Origin of the sequence: Pseudomonas palmensis (assembly GCF_049942755.1) — a bacterium.
Classification (GTDB): domain Bacteria; phylum Pseudomonadota; class Gammaproteobacteria; order Pseudomonadales; family Pseudomonadaceae; genus Aquipseudomonas; species Aquipseudomonas palmensis.
Genome location: NZ_CP187958.1, coordinates 2,393,280 through 2,412,241, shown reverse-complemented (window position 1 = coordinate 2,412,241; position 18,962 = coordinate 2,393,280). Strand labels below are relative to the sequence as shown.

The following is an 18,962-nucleotide window of genomic DNA, read 5'->3' as shown; positions in this document are numbered from 1 at the left end:
TTACTGCGCCGGCTTGGGCGGCAGGTCGTCGGCGCCGACCTTGCCACGCCCCAGGAACGCACCGAACACGCTGGTGACACTCTTGAGCAGGCTGTGGGAGTTGAGCACCTCGTACTGGACTTCTTGGATGCCTTCGTTGTCGGGCAACTGGGTCACGGCATGCTGCGCCCACTCGATGGCAGCGAAGCGGCTTTGCTGAACGCCCTGCCCGCGCAGGTAGGCCAGTGCGATCTCGGCACTGGTACGCGCCGAGACCCAGTCATCGTCACAGTCGACCAGCGAACGCAGGTACTTCACGCCGGTTTCCTGCTCTTCGGCAGTGCCGAAGTCGCGCAGCAGGATGCCGATGCGGATGCGCGCGCGCTGTTCTGCCCGCGACGATTGGCGGGCGCCTTCGAACAGGCGCAGCACCTCGTCGAGGTTGGCACGCACACGCATGTCCAGCTCGTCGTCGAAAAGCTTTTTCCAGGCCAGGTTGAACATGCTCTGCGGGCAGCCGTCCTGGGCACCGCGCTCCAGCCAGCGCAGGCTTTCGCCCTCGTCCACATAGCGTTGCGGGGCCTCTTCACGGGCACCGGTGTGTACCTCGTGCAGGAAATAGGCCGCGCCCGGCAGGCCACGCTCGCCCCATTGCACCGCCAGGAAGTAACCCTCGTCGTGGCGCCCACCGTCCCACAGGAATGACGGCAGGCTGACGATGTCCAGGCCCGAGTCCCCCAGGTCGTGTTCGCCCAGCACCCGCGCGCGGTCCAGCAAGGCCGGCACACTCTGCGGGTCCTTGTCGAAACCCCACAGGCCGAACTGGTGACCGACAGCCTTGATCGCCACCGGCACGCCCAACTCGTTCATCGCGCACATGCGCTCGACCGCCACCTTGAAGGCACCGGTTTCGTCGGCCATGTTGGCCACCATGGTGAGGTAGACGAAGCTGTGGAACGGCCCCTCGACATGGCGGAAGTACTCGCCTTCGGGGAAGGCCTGCACGCTCGCGACCTGCATCGCCATCGCACGTGGCTGGTTGTCCAGCGAATAGCTGCAGAACTGGCCGAAGTAACCCAGCGCATAACCGCGGTAGGCTGGCAGCAGGTCGCGCTGCAGCCAGGCCTCGAAGTGCTCGAGGTACTCGCGTGCAGCGTTGAATTCCTCCTTGGCGGGGTAATCCTCGTGGATGTCGTAGAACGCCAGCCAGCGGATCGCATTGCGCTGCGCCTCGCTCAGCGCGGCGCACAGCGGCCCGCTGGCAAAGCCTTCGATGTCTTCGTAGCTGCCGCCCCAGCGTGGCAACAGGTAGTTGGCATAGTTGAGCAGCGCTTCCAGGCAGTCCGGGCGCCACTCCATCACGCGGTGCAGCCAGTAATCCTGACCCTGGTCCATCTCGTGCGCCTGGCGTTGCGGCAGGCCGGCCGGCAGCGCCGTGGGGGCCTGTTGCAAGGGCGTCAGGCCGTAGTGGGCCAGGTGTTCGACCGCCATCTCCAGCAGTTCGGGGTCCTGGTTGTCGCTGGCCATGCCCTTGGCAGGCTCGCCACCGAACAGCGCGTTCAGCCACGCCGGCTCGTGGAAGTGCGCGCACAGCTCCATCAGGGTGACGCCTGCAGCCACCGGCTGCGGCGAACGTTCGAGCGCCGCCAGCAGGTGCACCGCCGACAGTTCACAGGCCAGCGCCGCGCCCAGCCAGCAGTCGTCGGTCACGCTGTTGGCCCAGCCGTTGCCGCGGATATTGCCGGCGCGGCCATAGCAGTAGTTGCCCAGGAACAGGCGCGGATGGAAGGCATCCGGGCAGGCGGCGACCCACGCCTGCAGAAAGCGTGCGATCTCCGGCGCTGGGGTCACACTGAAGTCGAACAGCGTGCCGGTGCGGGCGGTGTCCAGATAATGGTGGGTGCCAGGCTCGGCGCTGCTCCACTCGGCCTGCAGGGCATCGAAGTAGCTGTTCAGCTCGGCGAAGGACTCGGTACGAACCAGGTCACGCAGGTGGAGGCGAATATGGGGAATGTTGTGCAAGTGGCACCCTTCAAGTCCGTTTTAGCGAGCGCGTTCAGCGCAAAGGCGCTCATGATGGCGGCGAAGGCTAAACGACACTACCGATTGGATCCAGTCCAATTGAAAAAATCGCGGGTGTTAATGATTCTCGACCGGGCGCGAGCGGTACGGGGCGTTGAAAATGCGGGCAGGTGGACGGCATGCGGGCAATGCCGAAGGCCATCGACCAGGGCATCCCTGTCGATGGCCGCGCACTGGAGCGGGGGTTACAGCAGCACGCGCAGGCACTGCCCGGCGTGGTACAGCGAAAAGCCGGTTTCGTAGAAGCCGGTGCGCAGCAACGGGGCCGATACCGGTTTCATCGGGGCGAACGGGATCGGCAGTGCATCCGGATCGTCCTGCAGCAGGTACTGTGCGAAGGCCCTGCCGATCACAGTACCGGTGGTGTTGCCACGGCCGTTGTAGCCGGTGACCGCAACGATGCCCGGGGCCGGTTCGAACAGGCGCATCAGGTGGTCCGGGGTGAAGTCGATACAGCCGGTCCAGTGCATTTCCCAGTCGACCTTGCCCAGTTGCGGGAAGTAGTGCCCCTGGATGCGGTCGGCCCAGCTGCGCACGAACCACGCCGGCTTGTTGTCGACCCGGCCCATGCTGCCCAGCAGCAGGCGGCCCTGGTCGTCGCGACGGATGCTGCTGAGCACCGTGCGCGTGTCCCACGAGCCCTGGCCGTGCTTGAGCACGTTGTCGGCCGCAGCGCCCTGCAGGGGCTTGGAAGCCACCTGGTAGTAGTAGCCACGAAAGTACTGCTTCTGCAACGCGGTCCAGTCGCCCTCGGTGTAGGCACCGGTGGAGATCACCACCTTGTCGGCGCTGACCGCGCCATGGGCAGTCTTCACCAGCCAGGCGCTGCCTTCGCGGGTGAGCCCGGTGACAGCGGACTGTTCGAACACCTGCCCACCCAGACGGCGTACCGCAGCGGCCAGGCCACGGGTGTAGCCCATGGGGTTGATGGTGCCGGCGCGGCGGTCGAGCAACGCGGCGGAAATCTTGTCGGTACCGCAGTATTCCTGGCACTGCGCACCGGTCAGCAGCTCGACATCGGCACCGCGTCGGCTCCATTGCTGGTGACGCGATTGCAGGTCGGCTACGCCGTTGGCGTTGTGCGCCATGTGCAGGGTGCCTTCGTTGCGTGCCTGGCAGTCGATGCCCAGGCGTTCGATCATGGCGAACACCTCGGCCGGGGCTTCACCCAGTACCTTGTTCAGGCGGCTGCCCTGTTGCTGGCCCAGGGTGGCCTCGACATCGTCGGGGCGGATCCAGGTGCCGGCATTGACCAGCCCGACGTTGCGCCCCGAGCCACCATGGCCGATGACACGGGCTTCGAGCAGCGCGACGGACTTGCCCTGCTCGAGCAGGTTGATGGCCGTGCACAGACCGGTGATACCCCCGCCGATCACGCACACATCGGCCTTGATCTGTGCCGTCAGTGCGGCGGCAGGCGCCGCAGGCGGAGTGACGAACTCCCACAGACATTCTTGACGCAGGTCGGTCATGGCCGCCTCCGTTGGTTGGCCTTGGAACGGGAAGTACCCTTCACCAGCAAGGCCGGCCCCTACACGGTTGCGGTAGGAGCCGGTCTTGCCGGCGAAGGGGCCGACGCGGTTATCAGTCGAACACGATGCCCTGCGCCAGCGGCAGCTCGCGCGAGTAGTTCACGGTGTTGGTCTGACGACGCATGTAGGCCTTCCACGAATCGGAACCCGACTCACGGCCACCGCCGGTCTCTTTCTCGCCACCGAACGCGCCACCGATCTCGGCACCGCTGGTGCCGATGTTGACGTTGGCGATGCCGCAGTCGCTGCCCGCCGCGCTCTGGAAGCGCTCGGCCTCACGCAGGTCGGTGGTGAAGATGCACGAGCTCAGGCCCTGTGGCACTTCGTTGTTCAGGCGCAGCGCTTCGTCGAACTCGTCATAGGCCAGCACGTAGAGAATCGGCGCGAAAGTTTCATGGCGCACCACCTCGCTCTGACCAGGCATCTCGACGATCGCCGGGCTCACGTAGTAGGCATCCGGGTACTGCTGCTGCAACTGGCGCTCGCCGCCGAACACGCTGCCGCCTTCATCACGGGCACGGGCCAGGGAGTCCTGCATGGCGGTGAACGAACCCTTGTCGATCAGCGGGCCGACCAGGTTGTCCTGGCGCGGGTCGCCGATACGTACCTTGGCGTAGGCGGCTTTGACGCGGGCCACCACTTCGTCCTTGATGGAGCGGTGCACGATCAGGCGACGCAGGGTGGTGCAGCGCTGCCCGGCGGTACCCACGGCGCTGAACAGAATGCCGCGCACGGCCAGGTCCAGGTCGGCGCTCGGGGCCAGGATCATTGCGTTGTTGCCACCCAGCTCGAGGATGCTGCGACCGAAGCGTGCCGCCACGCGTGGGCCGACTTCGCGCCCCATGCGGGTGCTGCCGGTGGCGCTAACCAGCGGTACGCGCGGGTCGTCGACCAGTGCCTGGCCGGCGTCGCGGTCGCCGATGATCAGCTGCGCCAGGCCTTGCGGCGCTTCGCCAAAGGCTTTCAGGGCTTTTTCGAACAGCGCCTGGCAAGCCAGTGCGGTCAGCGGGGTCTTTTCCGATGGCTTCCAGATCACGGCGTTGCCGCATACCAGCGCCAGGGTGGTGTTCCACGCCCACACGGCCACCGGGAAGTTGAAGGCGCTGATCACGCCAACCACACCCAGCGGGTGCCAGGTTTCACGCATGTGGTGGCCCGGGCGCTCGGAGGCGATGGTCAGCCCGTACAGCTGGCGCGACAGGCCGACGGCGAAGTCGCAGATGTCGATCATTTCCTGCACTTCGCCCAGGCCTTCCTGGGTGATCTTGCCGGCTTCGATGGATACCAGTTCGCCCAGGTGCGCCTTGTGCTCACGCAGCACTTCACCAAACAGGCGGATCAGCTCACCGCGACGCGGCGCCGGCACGTTGCGCCAGGCCAGGAAGGCCTGTTCGGCCTGTTCGATCTTGCCCAGTACCTGAGCCTTGGACTCCAGGTGCACCGAGGCAATCGCGCTGCCGTCGATCGGGGTGTGAACGGGATGGTTGCCATGGGTGTAGGCAGAGGCCGGTACACCCAGGCGGTCGAGCAATCCATCAACCATTATTCTTCTCCTGCAAGGCGGTGAGTGGTTGTAATTGGTGATGGGATCAGTATTAATCCGATCACTCTGGCGCTACAAACGACCTTTATTCTGCACATCATTCCGCCAGGTAATGATTCGACGGGTGAGTGATACCGCTATGTCCAAACGTCTGGTGCCGTCGATGGCCGCCCTGCAATGCTTCGAGGCGGCCGCCCGACACCTGAGCTTCACCCGCGCTGCGCAAGAGCTGCACCTGACCCAGAGCGCGGTGAGCAAGCAGGTGGCGCAGCTCGAAGACATGCTGCGCCATCATCTGTTCCTGCGGATCCGCCGACGCCTGCAGCTGACCCCGGCGGGCGCGCTGTACCTGGCCGAGGTGAACAAGATCCTCACCCAGGTCGACATGTCCAGCCGCTACATCCTGTCCTACGGTCAGCAGACCGAAGTGCTCAAGGTGGCCACCCAGCCGAGCTTCGGCGTGCGCTGGCTGATCCCGCACCTGAAGGGCTTCGGCAAGCGCTACCCGAATATACACCTGGATATCTGCAACGAGATGGAGCCTTTCGCCCTGCTGCAGAACACCGCCGACGTGGTGTTCTTCTATGGCCAGGGCACCTGGCCGGGGGCCACGTGCATCGAGCTGTTCGGCGACGAGGTTGTGCCGGTGTGCGCCCCGGAACTGCTGCAGGGGCATACCCTGACCGAGGCCGGCGAGCTGGCCGAGCGCGTGTTGCTGCAAAGCACCTCGCGCCCGGAGGCCTGGCACGAGTGGTTTCTGGAACAGGGCCTGCACTCGGCCAACAGCTACCACGGCCCGCGCTTCGATACCTTCTATATGTGCGTGGGCGCCGCGTTATCGGGCTGCGGCGTGGCGCTGGTGCCGCGCTATCTGGTGGAGCAGGAACTGGCCGAGGGCAAGCTGGTGATACCGTGGCCCTACGCGATGCGCAGCAGCGGCGCGTACTTTGTGGCGTTCGCCGAGCATGCCGCCGAGGTACCCAAGGTGCGCAGCCTGGTGGAATGGATCCGTGAACAGGCGACCGCGCCGAGGTCCTGAATTACAGGAATGATCCCTCGAATTTTTTTCGCTTGTGCCCGGCCTGCATTCCTCGCTTTCATGTAAGGGTGACTTTTACCACCAGGAAGCTTTCGATGCCCGCTCAAGATTTCGTCAGCCCGGACAGCATTCGCGCGCAGTTTTCCGCGGCCATGTCGCTCATGTACAAGCAGGAGGTGCCGCTCTACGGCACCCTGCTGGAACTGGTGAGCGAGATCAATCAACAGGTGATGACCCAGCAGCCCAAGGTGGCCGAGGCGCTACGCTGGACCGGCGAGATCGAACGCCTGGACCAGGAACGCCACGGCGCCATCCGCGTCGGCACCGCCCAGGAACTGGCGACCATCGGCCGCCTGTTCGCGGTGATGGGCATGTACCCGGTGGGCTACTACGACCTCAGCTCGGCCGGCGTACCGGTGCACTCCACCGCGTTTCGCGCGGTGCACGAGCAGTCGCTGCACATCAGCCCGTTCCGCGTGTTCACCTCGCTGCTGCGCCTGGAGCTGATCGACAACCCGGCCCTGCGCGAGCTGGCCGCATCGATCCTGGCCAAGCGGCAGATCTTCACCCCGCGTGCCTTGCAGCTGATTGCCCAGTTCGAAGCCGACGCAGGCCTGAATGCCGCCGACGCCGAGGCGTTCGTCAATGAAGCACTGCACACCTTCCGCTGGCACCACGACGCGACGGTCACGGCCGAGCAGTACCAGCAACTGCACGACCAGCACCGCCTGATCGCCGATGTGGTGGCCTTCAAGGGCCCGCACATCAACCACCTGACGCCGCGCACCCTGGACATCGATGCGATCCAGGTCGGCATGCCGGCTAAGGGCATTCCGCCCAAGGCCGTGATCGAGGGCCCGCCACCGCGTCGTTGCCCGATCCTGTTGCGTCAGACCAGCTTCAAGGCCTTGCAGGAGCGCGTGGCATTCACCGACCAGCAGGGCAGCGAAGGGGGCAGCCATACCGCACGCTTCGGCGAGATCGAGCAACGCGGCGCGGCGCTGACCCCCAAGGGTCGCGTGCTGTATGACCAGTTGCTGGACGCAGCGCGGGCCGACCTGGGCGGCGTGCCGGCCGAGGCCAATGCCGAGCGCTACATGAGCCTGCTGGGCAAGCGTTTCGAAGCCTTCCCGGACGACCTGGCGCAGATGCGCGAGCAGGGGCTGGCGTACTTCCGCTACTTCCCGACCGAAGCCGGCCTGAGTGCCCGCGACCAGGCGCAGCGGCCGACCTCGCTGAACGCGTTGATCGAAGCCGGGCATGTGCACTTCGAAGCCCTGGTCTACGAGGACTTCCTGCCGGTGAGTGCGGCGGGGATCTTCCAGTCCAACCTGGGCGAAGGCGCGCAGAGCGAGTACGGCAGCAATGCCAACCGCGACGCGTTCGAGCAGGCGCTGGGCAAATCGGTGCAGGATGAGCTGGCGCTGTATGCCGAGAGCGAGCGGCGCTCGCTGGCAGCGTGTGCGCAGGCGTTGAACCTGCCTGGGCTGATTTAACAGCTTCGCCGGCAAGGTCGGCTCCTACACTGCAGGAGCCGGCCTTGCCGGCGAAGGGGCCCTCAATGCCCCACCTCAAACCGCCCCACTTCTGCCCGCAGCTGCCCCGCCAAGCCCTCCAGCTCCCGCGCCGTAGCCGCCAGGTTGGCTGCCACCTCGCGCTGCTCGCTGTTGGCCAGCGCAATACTCTGCAAGTTGCTGCTCAGCAACGTCGCCGTGCTGCTCTGCTCCTGAGTCGCGGTGGTGATCGCGGCAAACTGCTGCCCCGCCGCCCGGCTCTGCTCGTCGATGCGCGCCAAGGCCTCGGCGACCTTGGCATTGCGTTGCAAGCCGTCCTCCATCAAGCGGTTGCCCTGCTCCATGGTGCTGATGGCGTTGCCGGTCTCCTGCTGAATGCTGGCGATCATGCCGGAGATCTCGTCGGTGGCTTCGCGGGTGCGCGCCGCCAGGTTGCGCACCTCGTCCGCCACCACGGCGAACCCGCGCCCCTGCTCGCCCGCCCGTGCCGCCTCGATGGCCGCGTTCAGCGCCAGCAGGTTGGTCCGCTCGGCAATCGAGGTGATGGTGCCGACAATGCCGCCAATCTCCTTCGAGCGCACCCCAAGGGTATCGATCACTGTCGCGGTGCTGCCCAACGCTTGCGCGATCTGCTGCAACGAGGTGGACGCTTCGTCCATCGACGCACGGCCAATGCGCGTCTGCTGCGCGTTGTCCTGGGCCATGCGTTCGGTGCTGCCCATGTTGTCAGCGATGTTCAGGGAGGTGGCGCTGAACTCCTCGACTGCACCGGCCATGCTGGTGATTTCGCCCGACTGCTGCTCCATGCCCTCGCAAGCACCCGACGACAGCCCCGCCAGCGCCTGGGCACGCTGGCTGACCTGCTGCGAGGCATCACGAATGTGCAGCACAGTGCTCGCCAGCGCTTCGCTCATCTGATTGAAACTGCGTGCCAGTTGGCCGATTTCGTCGTGGCTGGCCACCGCCAGGCGGGCACTCAGGTCGCCCGCGCCCAGGGCCTGGGCCTGACGCACCAGGTCGGCCAGCGGCCGCAGCTTGCGGCGCAGCAGCCACAGGGTGGCGCCCACCGCCAGCATCATGGCCAGCAGGCTGCCAATGGCCAACCTTGCGCCCACGCTCCAGGTCACGGCACGAATCTCGGCCTTGGGCATGCTTGCCAGTACTGTCCACGGGCCGTCGGCAAAGGGCATGGCCACGCTATAGAGGGTTTCGACCCCATCGTTCCAGAAGCGCCCTTCCCCTGCATGCGCGGCAAACCCGCCCAGTTGGTGGGCAGCCAGTGCCGTGTCGCTGACACCTGCCGGCGCCACCAACCAGTGTTGCTGTTCGTCCAGCAGCGCCAGCGACCCCGTCTGGCCGATACGGAAGCGCCGGAGGTTGTCGAACTGGGCGTTCTGCGCGTCGGTATAGTCGAAGCCGACGAACAGGACCGCGATGACCCGACCCGACACGTCACGCACCGGTGTGTACTGGGTCATGTACGAGCGCTCGAACAGCACGGCACGCCCCACGTAGGGCTGCCCGGCCATCAGCCGCGCGTAGGCCGGGTGCTGGTGATCGAGCTGAGTGCCGATGGCGCGGCTGCCGTCCTGCTTGGTCAGCGATGTGCTGATACGAATGAAGTCCTCACCGCTGCGCACGAACACGGTGGCAACACCCGCCGTCATCTGGCGAAAGTCGTCAACCTCGCGAAAATCGTTGTTCAGCGCATGGTCCGCCAGGTACAGCGCCGGCGTGGCCACTCCAGCCACGCTGAGTGACTGGTCGGAGGCAAGCCGCAGCCCGCCGGCAAAGCGTTTTTCGAACAGGCCACTGAGGCGCTGGGTACTCTCGCGCAAGGTGCTGTGGAACGTGTCGAGCTGGTCGGCGAGCAGCCGCGCCTCGCTGGCCAGGTGTTCCTGGCGGGTGATCAGGTTGGCGCTGTCGAGCGAGCGCAGGGCAAACAGCGTACTGCCGGTAATGACGACCGCCAGCACGGCGGCCAGGGCAATACCGAGTTGCGAGGCAATTCGGGCACGGGGTTGGGACATGGAAGCTCCTGGCAATGGGGGCCGGATCATCCTGATCACGCTGCACCGTCGGCATGGGGAAGTGAGCCATTCTGGTTGCGGCTCTCGACCCCACTGATTCGGCGGCGTCATCGATTACTTGAGTGCATCACAGGGATATTCTGCGCAAACGTTCAATCGCCGATGTTGGGCTCATTTGCCCCCAGTATCTGCACCTTGGGCAGGTCCATCGCACGGGCCTCGCCCTGCAGGAAGTCGCTGAGCCGGCGCAGACGCTCGCCACCGGGACGCGTGCGTGGCCACACTAGGTAGTAATTCAGGCCGCTGGCCACCGCCGTCGGCCAGGGCAGGCTCAGGCGCCGCTGGGCGACATCCTCGGCCACCATCAGCAAGTCCCCCATCGACACACCATACCCTCGCGCGGCAGCGATCATGCCCAGCTCGAGGGTATCGAACACCTGGCCGCCCTTGAGCGAGACCTGTTCGGTCAGCCCCATCTGCGCCAGCCAGCTGCGCCAGTCGCGCTTGTCGGGCGTGGGATGCAGCAGTTCGCAGGCCTTCAACTGCTCCACGTCCCAGGGCGTCTGATCAAGCAGCGCGGGCGCACCCACCGGTATCAGCAGTTCAGGGAACAGCGGGCTGACTTCCCAGTCCGGCGGAAAATGCCCGTCGCCCAACAGCACTGCGCAATCGAAGGGTTCATGGTTGAAATCCACATGGTCGACGTCCATCCAGGCACTGGTGAGCTGCACCTCGTTGCCCGGCTGCAAGTGGCGAAAACGGCTCAGGCGCGCCAGCAGCCAGCGCATGGTCAGGGTCGAAGGGGCCTTCATGCGGATCACCCCATCTTCGCTGTGCAGGGTGTTGCAGGCACGCTCAAGTGCGGCGAAACCCTCGCGCACACCGGGCAACAGCAGGCGCGCCGCCTCGCTCAACTGCAGGGTGCGGCCATTGCGCAGAAACAGCCGGCAGGCGAAGTGCTCTTCCAGCGTGCGGATGTGCCGGCTGACCGCACTCTGGGTTATCGATAACTCATCGGCGGCACGGGTGAACGAACTGTGCCTGGCAGCGGCCTCGAACGCCCGCAAGGCGTAGAGAGGCGGTAAACGGCGTGACATGCGGGCGTGCTCCAGCAATGAAATACGGGTTGGCACGAATCATACTCACATGAGTTTTAATCATGCCAATGATCGTTTTTATCCTTTTGTGCAATGGCCCGCAAAGGCCGAGAATCCACGGCTCACCCTTCCCTTTTCAGGAGCTGCATCATGCAGGCTGCGCCCGTTACCGAACTCAAGGCATTGCTACGGCTGGCCGGGCCGCTGATCGCCTCGCAGTTGGCGCACATGCTGATGCTGCTCACCGACACCCTGATGATGGCCAAAATCAGCCCCGAGGCCCTGGCTGGTGGCGGGTTGGGCGCGGCCAGCTATTCCTTCGTGTCGATCTTCTGCCTGGGGGTGATTGCCGCCGTCGGTACTCTGGTCGCAATTCGCCAGGGTGCGGGCGACAACCCCGGTGCCACGCGCCTGACCCAGGCCGGGCTATGGCTGGCCTGGGGCATGGCCATCGTCGCCGCGCTGGTGCTGTGGAACCTGTCGCCGGTGCTGCTGATGCTGGGCCAGACACCTGGCAACGTGGCTTTTGCCAGCCAGTTCCTGCTGGTGCTGCCGCTGGCCCTGCCCGGCTACCTGAGCTTCATGGCGTTGCGCGGGTTCACCAGTGCACTGGGGCGTTCGACGCCGGTGATGGTGATCAGCCTGGTCGGCACCGTGGTCAATTTCCTGCTCAACTACGCCTTGATCGAAGGCATGTTCGGCCTGCCGAAGCTGGGCCTGATGGGCATCGGCCTGGTGACCGCGCTGGTGGCCAATGCCATGGCCATCGCACTGGCGCTGTACATCCGCCGCCACCCGGCCTACGCGGACTTCCCGATACGCCAGGGCCTGAGCCGCCCGCACCTGCCGGCGTTGCGCGAGCTGTGGCGCCTGGGCCTGCCGATTGGTGGCACCTACACCGTGGAGGTCGGGCTGTTTGCCTTCGCAGCGCTGTGCATCGGCACCATGGGCACCACCGACCTGGGCGCGCACCAGATCGCCCTGCAGATCGTCTCGACCGCGTTCATGATCCCGGCGGGCCTGTCATACGCGGTGACCATGCGTGTGGGCCTGCATTACGGCGCCGACCGCCTGCTGGCGGCGCGTCAGGCCGGGCGCGTGGGCATCGGTTTTGGCGCGGCGATGATGCTCGGTTTCTCGCTGCTGTTCTGGCTGATGCCCGAGGCGCTGGTGGGGCTGTTTCTGGACCGCCAGGACCCGGCCTTCGCCGATGTGATCCGGGTGGCGGTGAGCCTGTTGATGGTGGCGGCGTGGTTCGAGCTGTTCGACGGTATTCAGACCATCGCGATGGGCTCGATTCGCGGGCTCAAGGACGCCAAGACCACGTTCCTGGTGGGGTTGGCCGGGTACTGGCTGATCGGCGCACCGGCGGCGTGGGTGTTCGCGTTTCCCATGGGCGGCGGCGCGGTAGGCGTGTGGTGGGGGCTGGCGCTGGGGTTGGCGTGTGCGGCAATCGGGCTGACGGTGGCGTTCGAGTGGCGGATGCGGCGGTTGCTGGGCAGTTCGCAGATGGCACAGGTTTCTGTACAACCTTGAGGGCCTGTTCGCCGGCAAGGCCGGCTCCTACCCTGTTTCGCGCATGCCGGCGACGGGGGCTACAGCGCCACTGCGCCCTGCCCCGCCCCCTGCACCAGATACTCGACCAGTTGCTCGATCGGCAACGGCCGGCTGATCAGAAAGCCCTGCACCTGGTCGCAGCCAAAGCTGCGCAGCAACGCCAGCTGTTCCTCGGTCTCCACGCCCTCGGCCACCACCTCCAGGTTCAGGTTGTGCGCCAGGTTGATCATGGCGTGCACCAGCTTGCGGTTCTCTTCGCGCTGCTCCATGCCACCGACAAAGCTGCGGTCGACCTTGAGCAGGGCGATCGGCAGGCTGTTCAGGTGCACGAACGACGAAAAGCCGGTGCCGAAGTCATCCAGCGAAAACCGCACCCCCAAGCGTCCCAGCGCGTCCATCGTCTGCTTGACCAGGTCGTTGCGCCGCATCACTGCGGTCTCGGTCAGTTCGAACTCCAGCCAGCCCGCATCCACCCCGTGCTCGACGATCAGCCGCCCCAGCGTGGCCAGCAGCTGGCTGTCCTGAAACTGGCGAAATGACAGGTTGACCGCCATGTGCAATGGCGCCAGCCCCTGCTCGCGCAGTGCCTGCATGTCGCGCAGGGCACGCGAGATCACCCAGTACCCCAGCGGCACGATCAGCCCGCTCTGCTCGGCCAGCGGCACGAATTCGCTCGGTGGCAGCAGGCCACGCTCGCTGTGGCGCCAGCGCACCAGTGCCTCCAGGCCGACGATGCGCCCGTCGCTCAGGTCCAGGCGTGGCTGGTAGTGCAGTTCCAGTTCGTCGCGGCGCAGGCCTCGGCGCAGCTCGCTTTCCAGGTCGGCCAGGCTGCGTGCGTTGCGGTTGATGCGCTCGTTGAAGATGTGAAAGGTGCAGCCCTGGGTGCTCTTGGCCTGCTGCATGGCGATGTGCGCGTGCCACATCAGCGGGTCGGCACCAGCCTGCGCACGGGCATGCGCCACGCCCAGGCTGCACCCCAGCAGCAGGCTTTCGCCGTCGATCCAGTAGGGTTCGGCCAGGGCCTCGGTGATGCGCTCGGCCATCCACTCGGCACGCTGCGGCTCGCGCCGGGTGTCGATCAGCAGGGCGAATTCGTCGCTGCCCAGGCGCGCCACCTGATCGCCTGCCTCGAGCTGGCGCTTGAGCCGGCTGACCACCTGCAGGATCAGGCGGTCACCGGCCTGGTGGCCGAGGGCATCGTTGGCGTGGCGGAAGTTGTCCAGGTCCAGGTGCCCGAGGGCCACACCGCGCCCGTCGTTTTCGGCCAGGCGCGCGGCCAGCAGGGTCTGGAAACCCTGGCGGTTGGCAATGCCGGTCAGCGGGTCCTGCTCGGCCAGGCGCTGCAGGGTGGCTTCGAGCACACCCCGCTCGCGCACATGGCGCAGGCAGCGGCGCAGCATGTCGCCGCTCAGCTGCTCGAACACCAGCCAGTCGCTCACACCCGGCGGCGCCTCGGGCGGCTCCTGCTCCAGCAGCAGCACCATGGGCAGGTCGCAACGCCCGGGCGCCGGCTGCAAGCCCGGGGTGGCCAGCACCAGCGCGTTGCGGTCGCGGGCGAACAGGCTGTCGACCGCGTCCCAGCCGGGTGCGGTCACCAGCACCGCGCCACCGCCCAGCGGCAGCAGGCATTCACCAAGGGCAACGGCCCAGTGCGGCCCGTCCGCCAGCAGAAGCAGACGCAACGGTTCGACAAGCGTAGACAAGCTGGCTCCTTAGCACGAGAACGCGGTCAATGACGATGTGGGCGGGATGCTCGATCCTGAACCATCAAATGTAAATGGTTTTCACTTTAACTCACGACATTCCTTCGTCCTGATCCCGCGGTATTTCGCCACGCATCCTGCGGGAAAGTATCAAAAGCGGCAAATTAAGATCGCGTGGTACGTCACACTGTCAGACGGTCGCGGCACAATTGCTCTGCGCCTGCTAAAATGCCCGGCTATTTTTCAGCGACCCCCGGTTAACGTCATGTCCCGACTCAACCCCCGGCAACAGGAAGCCGTGAGCTACGTCGGCGGCCCTCTTTTGGTGCTCGCCGGTGCTGGCTCCGGCAAGACCAGCGTGATCACGCGCAAGATCGCCCACCTGATCCAGAACTGCGGCATCCGTGCCCAGTACATCGTGGCCATGACCTTCACCAACAAGGCGGCGCGCGAGATGAAGGAGCGCGTGGGCACCCTGCTGCGCGGCGGCGAGGGGCGCGGCCTGACGGTATCGACCTTCCACAACCTTGGCCTGAACATCATTCGCAAGGAGCATGAACGGCTGGGCTTCAAGCCGGGTTTCTCGATTTTCGACGAAACCGACGTCAAGGCCCTGATGACCGACATCATGCAGAAGGAATACTCCGGGGACGATGGCGTCGACGAGATCAAGAACATGATCGGCGCCTGGAAGAACGACCTGATCCTGCCGCCCGAGGCCCTGGAGAACGCGCGCAACCCCAAGGAGCAGACCGCCGCCATCGTGTATGCGCACTATCAGCGCACGCTCAAGGCGTTCAACGCGGTGGACTTCGACGACTTGATCCTGCTGCCGGTCAAGCTGTTCCAGGACCACCCCGACATTCTGCAGAAGTGGCAGAACAAGGTGCGCTACCTGCTGGTGGACGAATACCAGGACACCAACGCCAGCCAGTACCTGCTGGTGAAGATGCTGATCGGTACGCGCAACCAGTTCACCGTGGTGGGTGACGACGACCAGTCGATCTATGCCTGGCGCGGCGCGCGCCCTGAAAACCTGATGCTGCTCAAGGACGACTACCCGTCCCTGAAGGTGGTGATGCTGGAGCAGAACTACCGCTCCACCAGCCGCATCCTGCGCTGCGCCAACGTGCTGATCTCCAACAACCCCCACGCCTTCGAGAAGCAGCTGTGGAGCGAGATGGGCCACGGCGACGAGATCCGCGTGATCCGCTGCAAGAACGAGGAAGCCGAGGCCGAGCGCGTGGCCATGGAGATCCTCAGCCTGCACCTGCGTACCGACCGCCCGTACAGCGACTTCGCCATCCTCTACCGCGGCAACTACCAGGCCAAGCTGATCGAGCTGAAGCTGCAGCACCACCAGATCCCCTATCGCCTGTCGGGCGGTAACAGTTTCTTCGGCCGCCAGGAAGTAAAAGACCTGATGGCCTACTTCCGCCTGCTGGTGAACCCGGACGACGACAACGCCTACCTGCGCGTGATCAACGTGCCGCGCCGCGAAATCGGCTCCACCACCCTGGAAAAACTCGGCAACTACGCCACCGAGCGCAAGGTGTCGATGTATGCCGCCAGCGAGGAGCTGGGCCTGGGCGAGCACCTGGACAGCCGCTTCACCGATCGCCTGCAGCGCTTCAAACGCTGGATGGACAAGGTGCGCGAGCAGGTCGCGCTGGAAGACCCGATCGCCGCGCTGCGCAGCATGGTGACCGACATCGACTACGAGAACTGGATCCGTACCAACAGTTCCAGTGACAAGGCCGCGGACTTTCGCATGGGCAACGTCTGGTTCCTGATCGAGGCGTTGAAAAACACCCTCGAGAAGGACGAGGAAGGCGGCATGACCATCGAGGAAGCCATCGGCAAGCTTGTGTTGCGCGACATGCTCGAACGCCAGCAGGAAGAGGAAGAAGGCGCCGAGGGCGTGCAGATGATGACGCTGCATGCCTCCAAGGGCCTGGAGTTTCCCTACGTGTTCATCATGGGCATGGAAGAGGAAATCCTCCCGCACCGCTCCAGCATCGAGGCCGACACCATCGAGGAGGAGCGGCGCCTGGCCTACGTGGGCATCACCCGCGCACGCCAGACCCTGGCCTTCACCTTTGCCGCCAAGCGCAAGCAGTACGGCGAGATCATCGATTGCGCGCCAAGCCGCTTCCTCGATGAATTGCCCGATGACGACCTGGCCTGGGAAGGCCTGGACGATACACCCACGGAAGTCAAAGCCGTGCGTGGCAATACGGCCCTGGCCGATATCCGCGCCATGCTCAAACGATAGATAATCCACCTTTGCCCTGGCTTGTTGCCGGGGCCTTTTGGCTACATCGAGGAATTACACCAGTGGAAGCACTGCACCAGAAGATTCGCGAAGAAGGCATCGTGCTTTCCGATCAGGTTCTCAAAGTCGATGCGTTTCTCAACCATCAGATCGACCCTGCGCTGATGCAACTGATTGGCGACGAGTTCGCCCGTCTGTTCGCCGATGCGGGCGTGACCAAGATCGTCACCATCGAGGCCTCGGGGATTGCCCCGGCGGTGATGACCGGTTTGAAGCTGGGCGTGCCGGTGATCTTCGCCCGCAAGCACCAGTCGCTGACCCTGACCGAGAACCTGCTGGTGGCTTCGGTGTACTCGTTCACCAAGCAGACCGAGAACACCGTGGCGATTTCGCCGCGTCACCTCAACAGCAGCGACCGCGTGCTGGTGATCGACGACTTCCTGGCCAACGGCAAGGCGTCGCAGGCGCTGATCTCGATCATCAAGCAGGCCGGCGCAACCGTGGCCGGGCTGGGCATCGTGATCGAAAAGTCGTTCCAGGGCGGGCGTGCAGAGCTGGACAGCCAGGGCTATCGCGTCGAGTCGCTGGCCCGGGTGAAGTCGCTGGACGGTGGTGTGGTCAGCTTTATCGAGTAAGGCTTACCGACCGCTTCGCCAGCAAGGCTGGCTCCTACAGGTGCTCCACCGCCTGCAGGAGCCGGCCTTGCCGGCGAAAGCGTTCTACGCGGTAGTTTGCAAAGCCGCCAGCAGCAATCGCTGGTACAGGTCCTCCTTCAGCCCGTCCGGCTCGCTCAGGCCCATGCGCTGCAGATGCTCGGGATAACGCTCCGGCCCCGGCGCATCCAGTGCCGCCTTGCCCAGCTCCAGCGCCTCGCTCAACTTGAACTTGCTCTTGAGCCAGTTCAGCGCGCGCAGCAGGTCCTTCTCTTCAGCGGTGAAATCGCTGCCCAGCGGATACTCGGCAAACAACCGCGCATGCCGCCCACGCAATGCCTCCAGCCGCTGCGGCGTGTTCTGCGTGAAGCGCGCATCCAGCTCGAAATCCTGCGCCAGCTTGCCGGCCTTTTTCGCCTGCTCCATCAGCCCGGGCTGAAACCGCGAATCGCTGATCGCCAGCAACCGCGCAATCACCTCGGCGTCGGTCTGCCCGCGCAGGTCGGCAATGCCGTATTCGGTCACCACGATATCGCGCAGATGCCGCGGGATGGTGCAGTGCCCGTAGGTCCACAGCAGGTTGGAACTGACCTCCCCGCCGGCTTCGCGCCAGCTGCGCAGCAGCAGGATGGAACGCCCGCCTTCCAGCGCGTGGGCCTGGGCGACGAAGTTGTACTGCCCGCCCACCCCGCTCAGTACGCGACCGTCCTCGAGCTGGTCGGCCACCCCCGCCCCCATCAGGGTCATGGTGAACACCGTGTTGATGAAGCGTGCATCGCGGCGCTGTTCGCGCTTGAGGGCCTCGTCGCCGTACAGCTCGTTGATGAAGCTGATCGCGTGCATGGCAAAGGATTTGCGCTGCGCCAGCGGCATCTCGCGCAGGCGCTGGTAGAACGCCTGCGGCCCGAGGAAGAAACCGCCATGCACCAGCACCCCGTCGGCCACCGGCCGGCGCACCACGCCCGCCTCCGCCAGCGCGAGCAATCCGTTCACGAACATCTCGCTGCAGCCATACAGGCCCTGGGCAAACGGCGCAGTGCCGCCTTCACGCTCGATCAGCACCTGCCAGGGCGCCAGGTCGAGGTCGGCGAGCAGCGCCTGGTACTCCGGCGCATCCCCCTGGCGCGCCAGCAACGCGGCGGCCAGCGCATCGCCCATGGCGCCGATGCCGATCTGCAGGGTGCCGCCGTCGCGCACCAGAGTGCTGGCGTGCACGCCGATGAAGTGGTCCTGGGTGGTGACGGGCATGTTCGGCGTGGAGAACAGCCGAGTGGTTTCCGGGGCGTCGATCAACAGGTCGAAATCGTCCTGCGCCAGTTCGCTGTCGCCCGGCATGTAGGGCAGCTCGTCGTGCACGTGCCCCAGCATCAGGATGGTTTCACCGGCTGCACGCCGGCGCGCGATCATCGGCAGCAGGTCGAGGGTGATGTCGGGGTTGCAGCTCAGGCTCAGGTGCCCGGGGCGCTCGGGGTGGGCGGCAACGATCTGCGCCACCAGGTTCAGGCCCTTGGCATTGATGTCGCGGGCCGCATGACTGTAGTTGCTGCTGACGTAGTCCTGCTGGGCCATGTGGCTGTGCAGCATGCTGCCCGGCTGCATGAAGAACTGCTCGACGCGGATGTTGGCCGGCAACCGGTCGCGGCGCAGGTCCTGCAGGTATTCCAGTTCGGGGTAGTCGGCGAACACGCGCTCCACGAAGGGTTCGAGAAAGCGCCGCTGCAGGCCGTCACCCAGGTCCGGGCGGCCCAGGCTCAGTGCGGTGTAGATGGTCAGTTGCCGCTCGGGCAGCTCACGCACCCGTGCATACAGCGCATTGACGAAGCGGTTGGGCTTGCCCAGGCCCAGTGGCAGGCCCATGTGGATGTGCGCCGGCAAACGCGCCAGCACTTCGTCCACGGCGATCTCGATCGAACAGCGGTGCGCCATCTCGGCCTCCTAGGCATCCGTGATTCCAGGGT

The 18,962-nt window shown here is 65.4% G+C and carries 12 protein-coding genes; 5 read left to right on the top strand and 7 right to left on the bottom strand.

Features of this window, described 5'->3' with window-relative positions:
• From ACPRTJ_RS11045 to ACPRTJ_RS11035, 3 genes are all read right to left on the bottom strand, one after another.
• The gene (locus tag ACPRTJ_RS11045) at positions 1 to 2,001 is read right to left on the bottom strand and encodes a DUF4034 domain-containing protein (RefSeq protein ID WP_315405007.1); all 2,001 of its coding nucleotides are present in this window, start codon (positions 1,999 to 2,001) and stop codon (positions 1 to 3) included.
• A gap of 245 nt (positions 2,002 to 2,246) precedes the next feature.
• Positions 2,247 to 3,533: an L-pipecolate oxidase gene (locus tag ACPRTJ_RS11040; protein WP_043863344.1), complete on the bottom strand. Its 1,287-nt coding sequence runs from the start codon at positions 3,531 to 3,533 to the stop codon at positions 2,247 to 2,249.
• 112 nt (positions 3,534 to 3,645) lie between these two features.
• Positions 3,646 to 5,136 carry an aldehyde dehydrogenase family protein gene (locus ACPRTJ_RS11035; RefSeq protein ID WP_426428827.1) on the bottom strand — a complete coding sequence of 497 codons (1,491 nt, stop codon included), beginning with the start codon at positions 5,134 to 5,136 and terminating at the stop codon, positions 3,646 to 3,648.
• A gap of 139 nt (positions 5,137 to 5,275) precedes the next feature.
• Here ACPRTJ_RS11035 and ACPRTJ_RS11030 point away from each other — a divergent pair, with 139 nt between their 5' ends.
• Positions 5,276 to 6,175, top strand: coding sequence for a LysR family transcriptional regulator (locus ACPRTJ_RS11030; protein WP_043863342.1), 900 nt, complete (start codon positions 5,276 to 5,278; stop codon positions 6,173 to 6,175).
• 95 nt (positions 6,176 to 6,270) lie between these two features.
• The gene (hglS, locus tag ACPRTJ_RS11025) at positions 6,271 to 7,671 is read left to right on the top strand and encodes a 2-oxoadipate dioxygenase/decarboxylase HglS (protein WP_104572799.1); all 1,401 of its coding nucleotides are present in this window, start codon (positions 6,271 to 6,273) and stop codon (positions 7,669 to 7,671) included.
• A gap of 62 nt (positions 7,672 to 7,733) precedes the next feature.
• Here hglS and ACPRTJ_RS11020 read toward each other — a convergent pair whose 3' ends face one another.
• Positions 7,734 to 9,719 carry a methyl-accepting chemotaxis protein gene (locus tag ACPRTJ_RS11020; protein WP_058541724.1) on the bottom strand — a complete coding sequence of 662 codons (1,986 nt, stop codon included), beginning with the start codon at positions 9,717 to 9,719 and terminating at the stop codon, positions 7,734 to 7,736.
• 152 nt (positions 9,720 to 9,871) lie between these two features.
• On the bottom strand, positions 9,872 to 10,816 hold the full coding sequence (locus ACPRTJ_RS11015) for a LysR substrate-binding domain-containing protein (protein WP_043863339.1): 945 nt from the start codon (positions 10,814 to 10,816) through the stop codon (positions 9,872 to 9,874).
• 150 nt (positions 10,817 to 10,966) lie between these two features.
• Here ACPRTJ_RS11015 and ACPRTJ_RS11010 point away from each other — a divergent pair, with 150 nt between their 5' ends.
• Positions 10,967 to 12,352 carry a NorM family multidrug efflux MATE transporter gene (locus tag ACPRTJ_RS11010; RefSeq protein WP_058541723.1) on the top strand — a complete coding sequence of 462 codons (1,386 nt, stop codon included), beginning with the start codon at positions 10,967 to 10,969 and terminating at the stop codon, positions 12,350 to 12,352.
• 59 nt (positions 12,353 to 12,411) lie between these two features.
• On the opposite strand, the gene ACPRTJ_RS11005 is transcribed toward ACPRTJ_RS11010, so the two are convergent.
• Positions 12,412 to 14,076, bottom strand: coding sequence for a putative bifunctional diguanylate cyclase/phosphodiesterase (locus ACPRTJ_RS11005; protein WP_058541722.1), 1,665 nt, complete (start codon positions 14,074 to 14,076; stop codon positions 12,412 to 12,414).
• 265 nt (positions 14,077 to 14,341) lie between these two features.
• Between ACPRTJ_RS11005 and rep the strand changes: the two genes are divergently transcribed.
• Positions 14,342 to 16,351, top strand: coding sequence for a DNA helicase Rep (gene rep, locus ACPRTJ_RS11000; RefSeq protein WP_043863336.1), 2,010 nt, complete (start codon positions 14,342 to 14,344; stop codon positions 16,349 to 16,351).
• Between the two features lie 62 nt (positions 16,352 to 16,413).
• Positions 16,414 to 16,986, top strand: a complete 573-nt coding sequence (locus ACPRTJ_RS10995; protein ID WP_043863335.1) for a xanthine phosphoribosyltransferase — start codon at positions 16,414 to 16,416, stop codon at positions 16,984 to 16,986.
• 84 nt (positions 16,987 to 17,070) lie between these two features.
• On the opposite strand, the gene ACPRTJ_RS10990 is transcribed toward ACPRTJ_RS10995, so the two are convergent.
• Entirely contained in the window at positions 17,071 to 18,930 is a 1,860-nt protein-coding gene (locus tag ACPRTJ_RS10990; RefSeq protein WP_426428824.1) for an acetyl-CoA hydrolase/transferase C-terminal domain-containing protein, read from the bottom strand.
• Positions 18,931 to 18,962 lie beyond the last annotated feature (32 nt).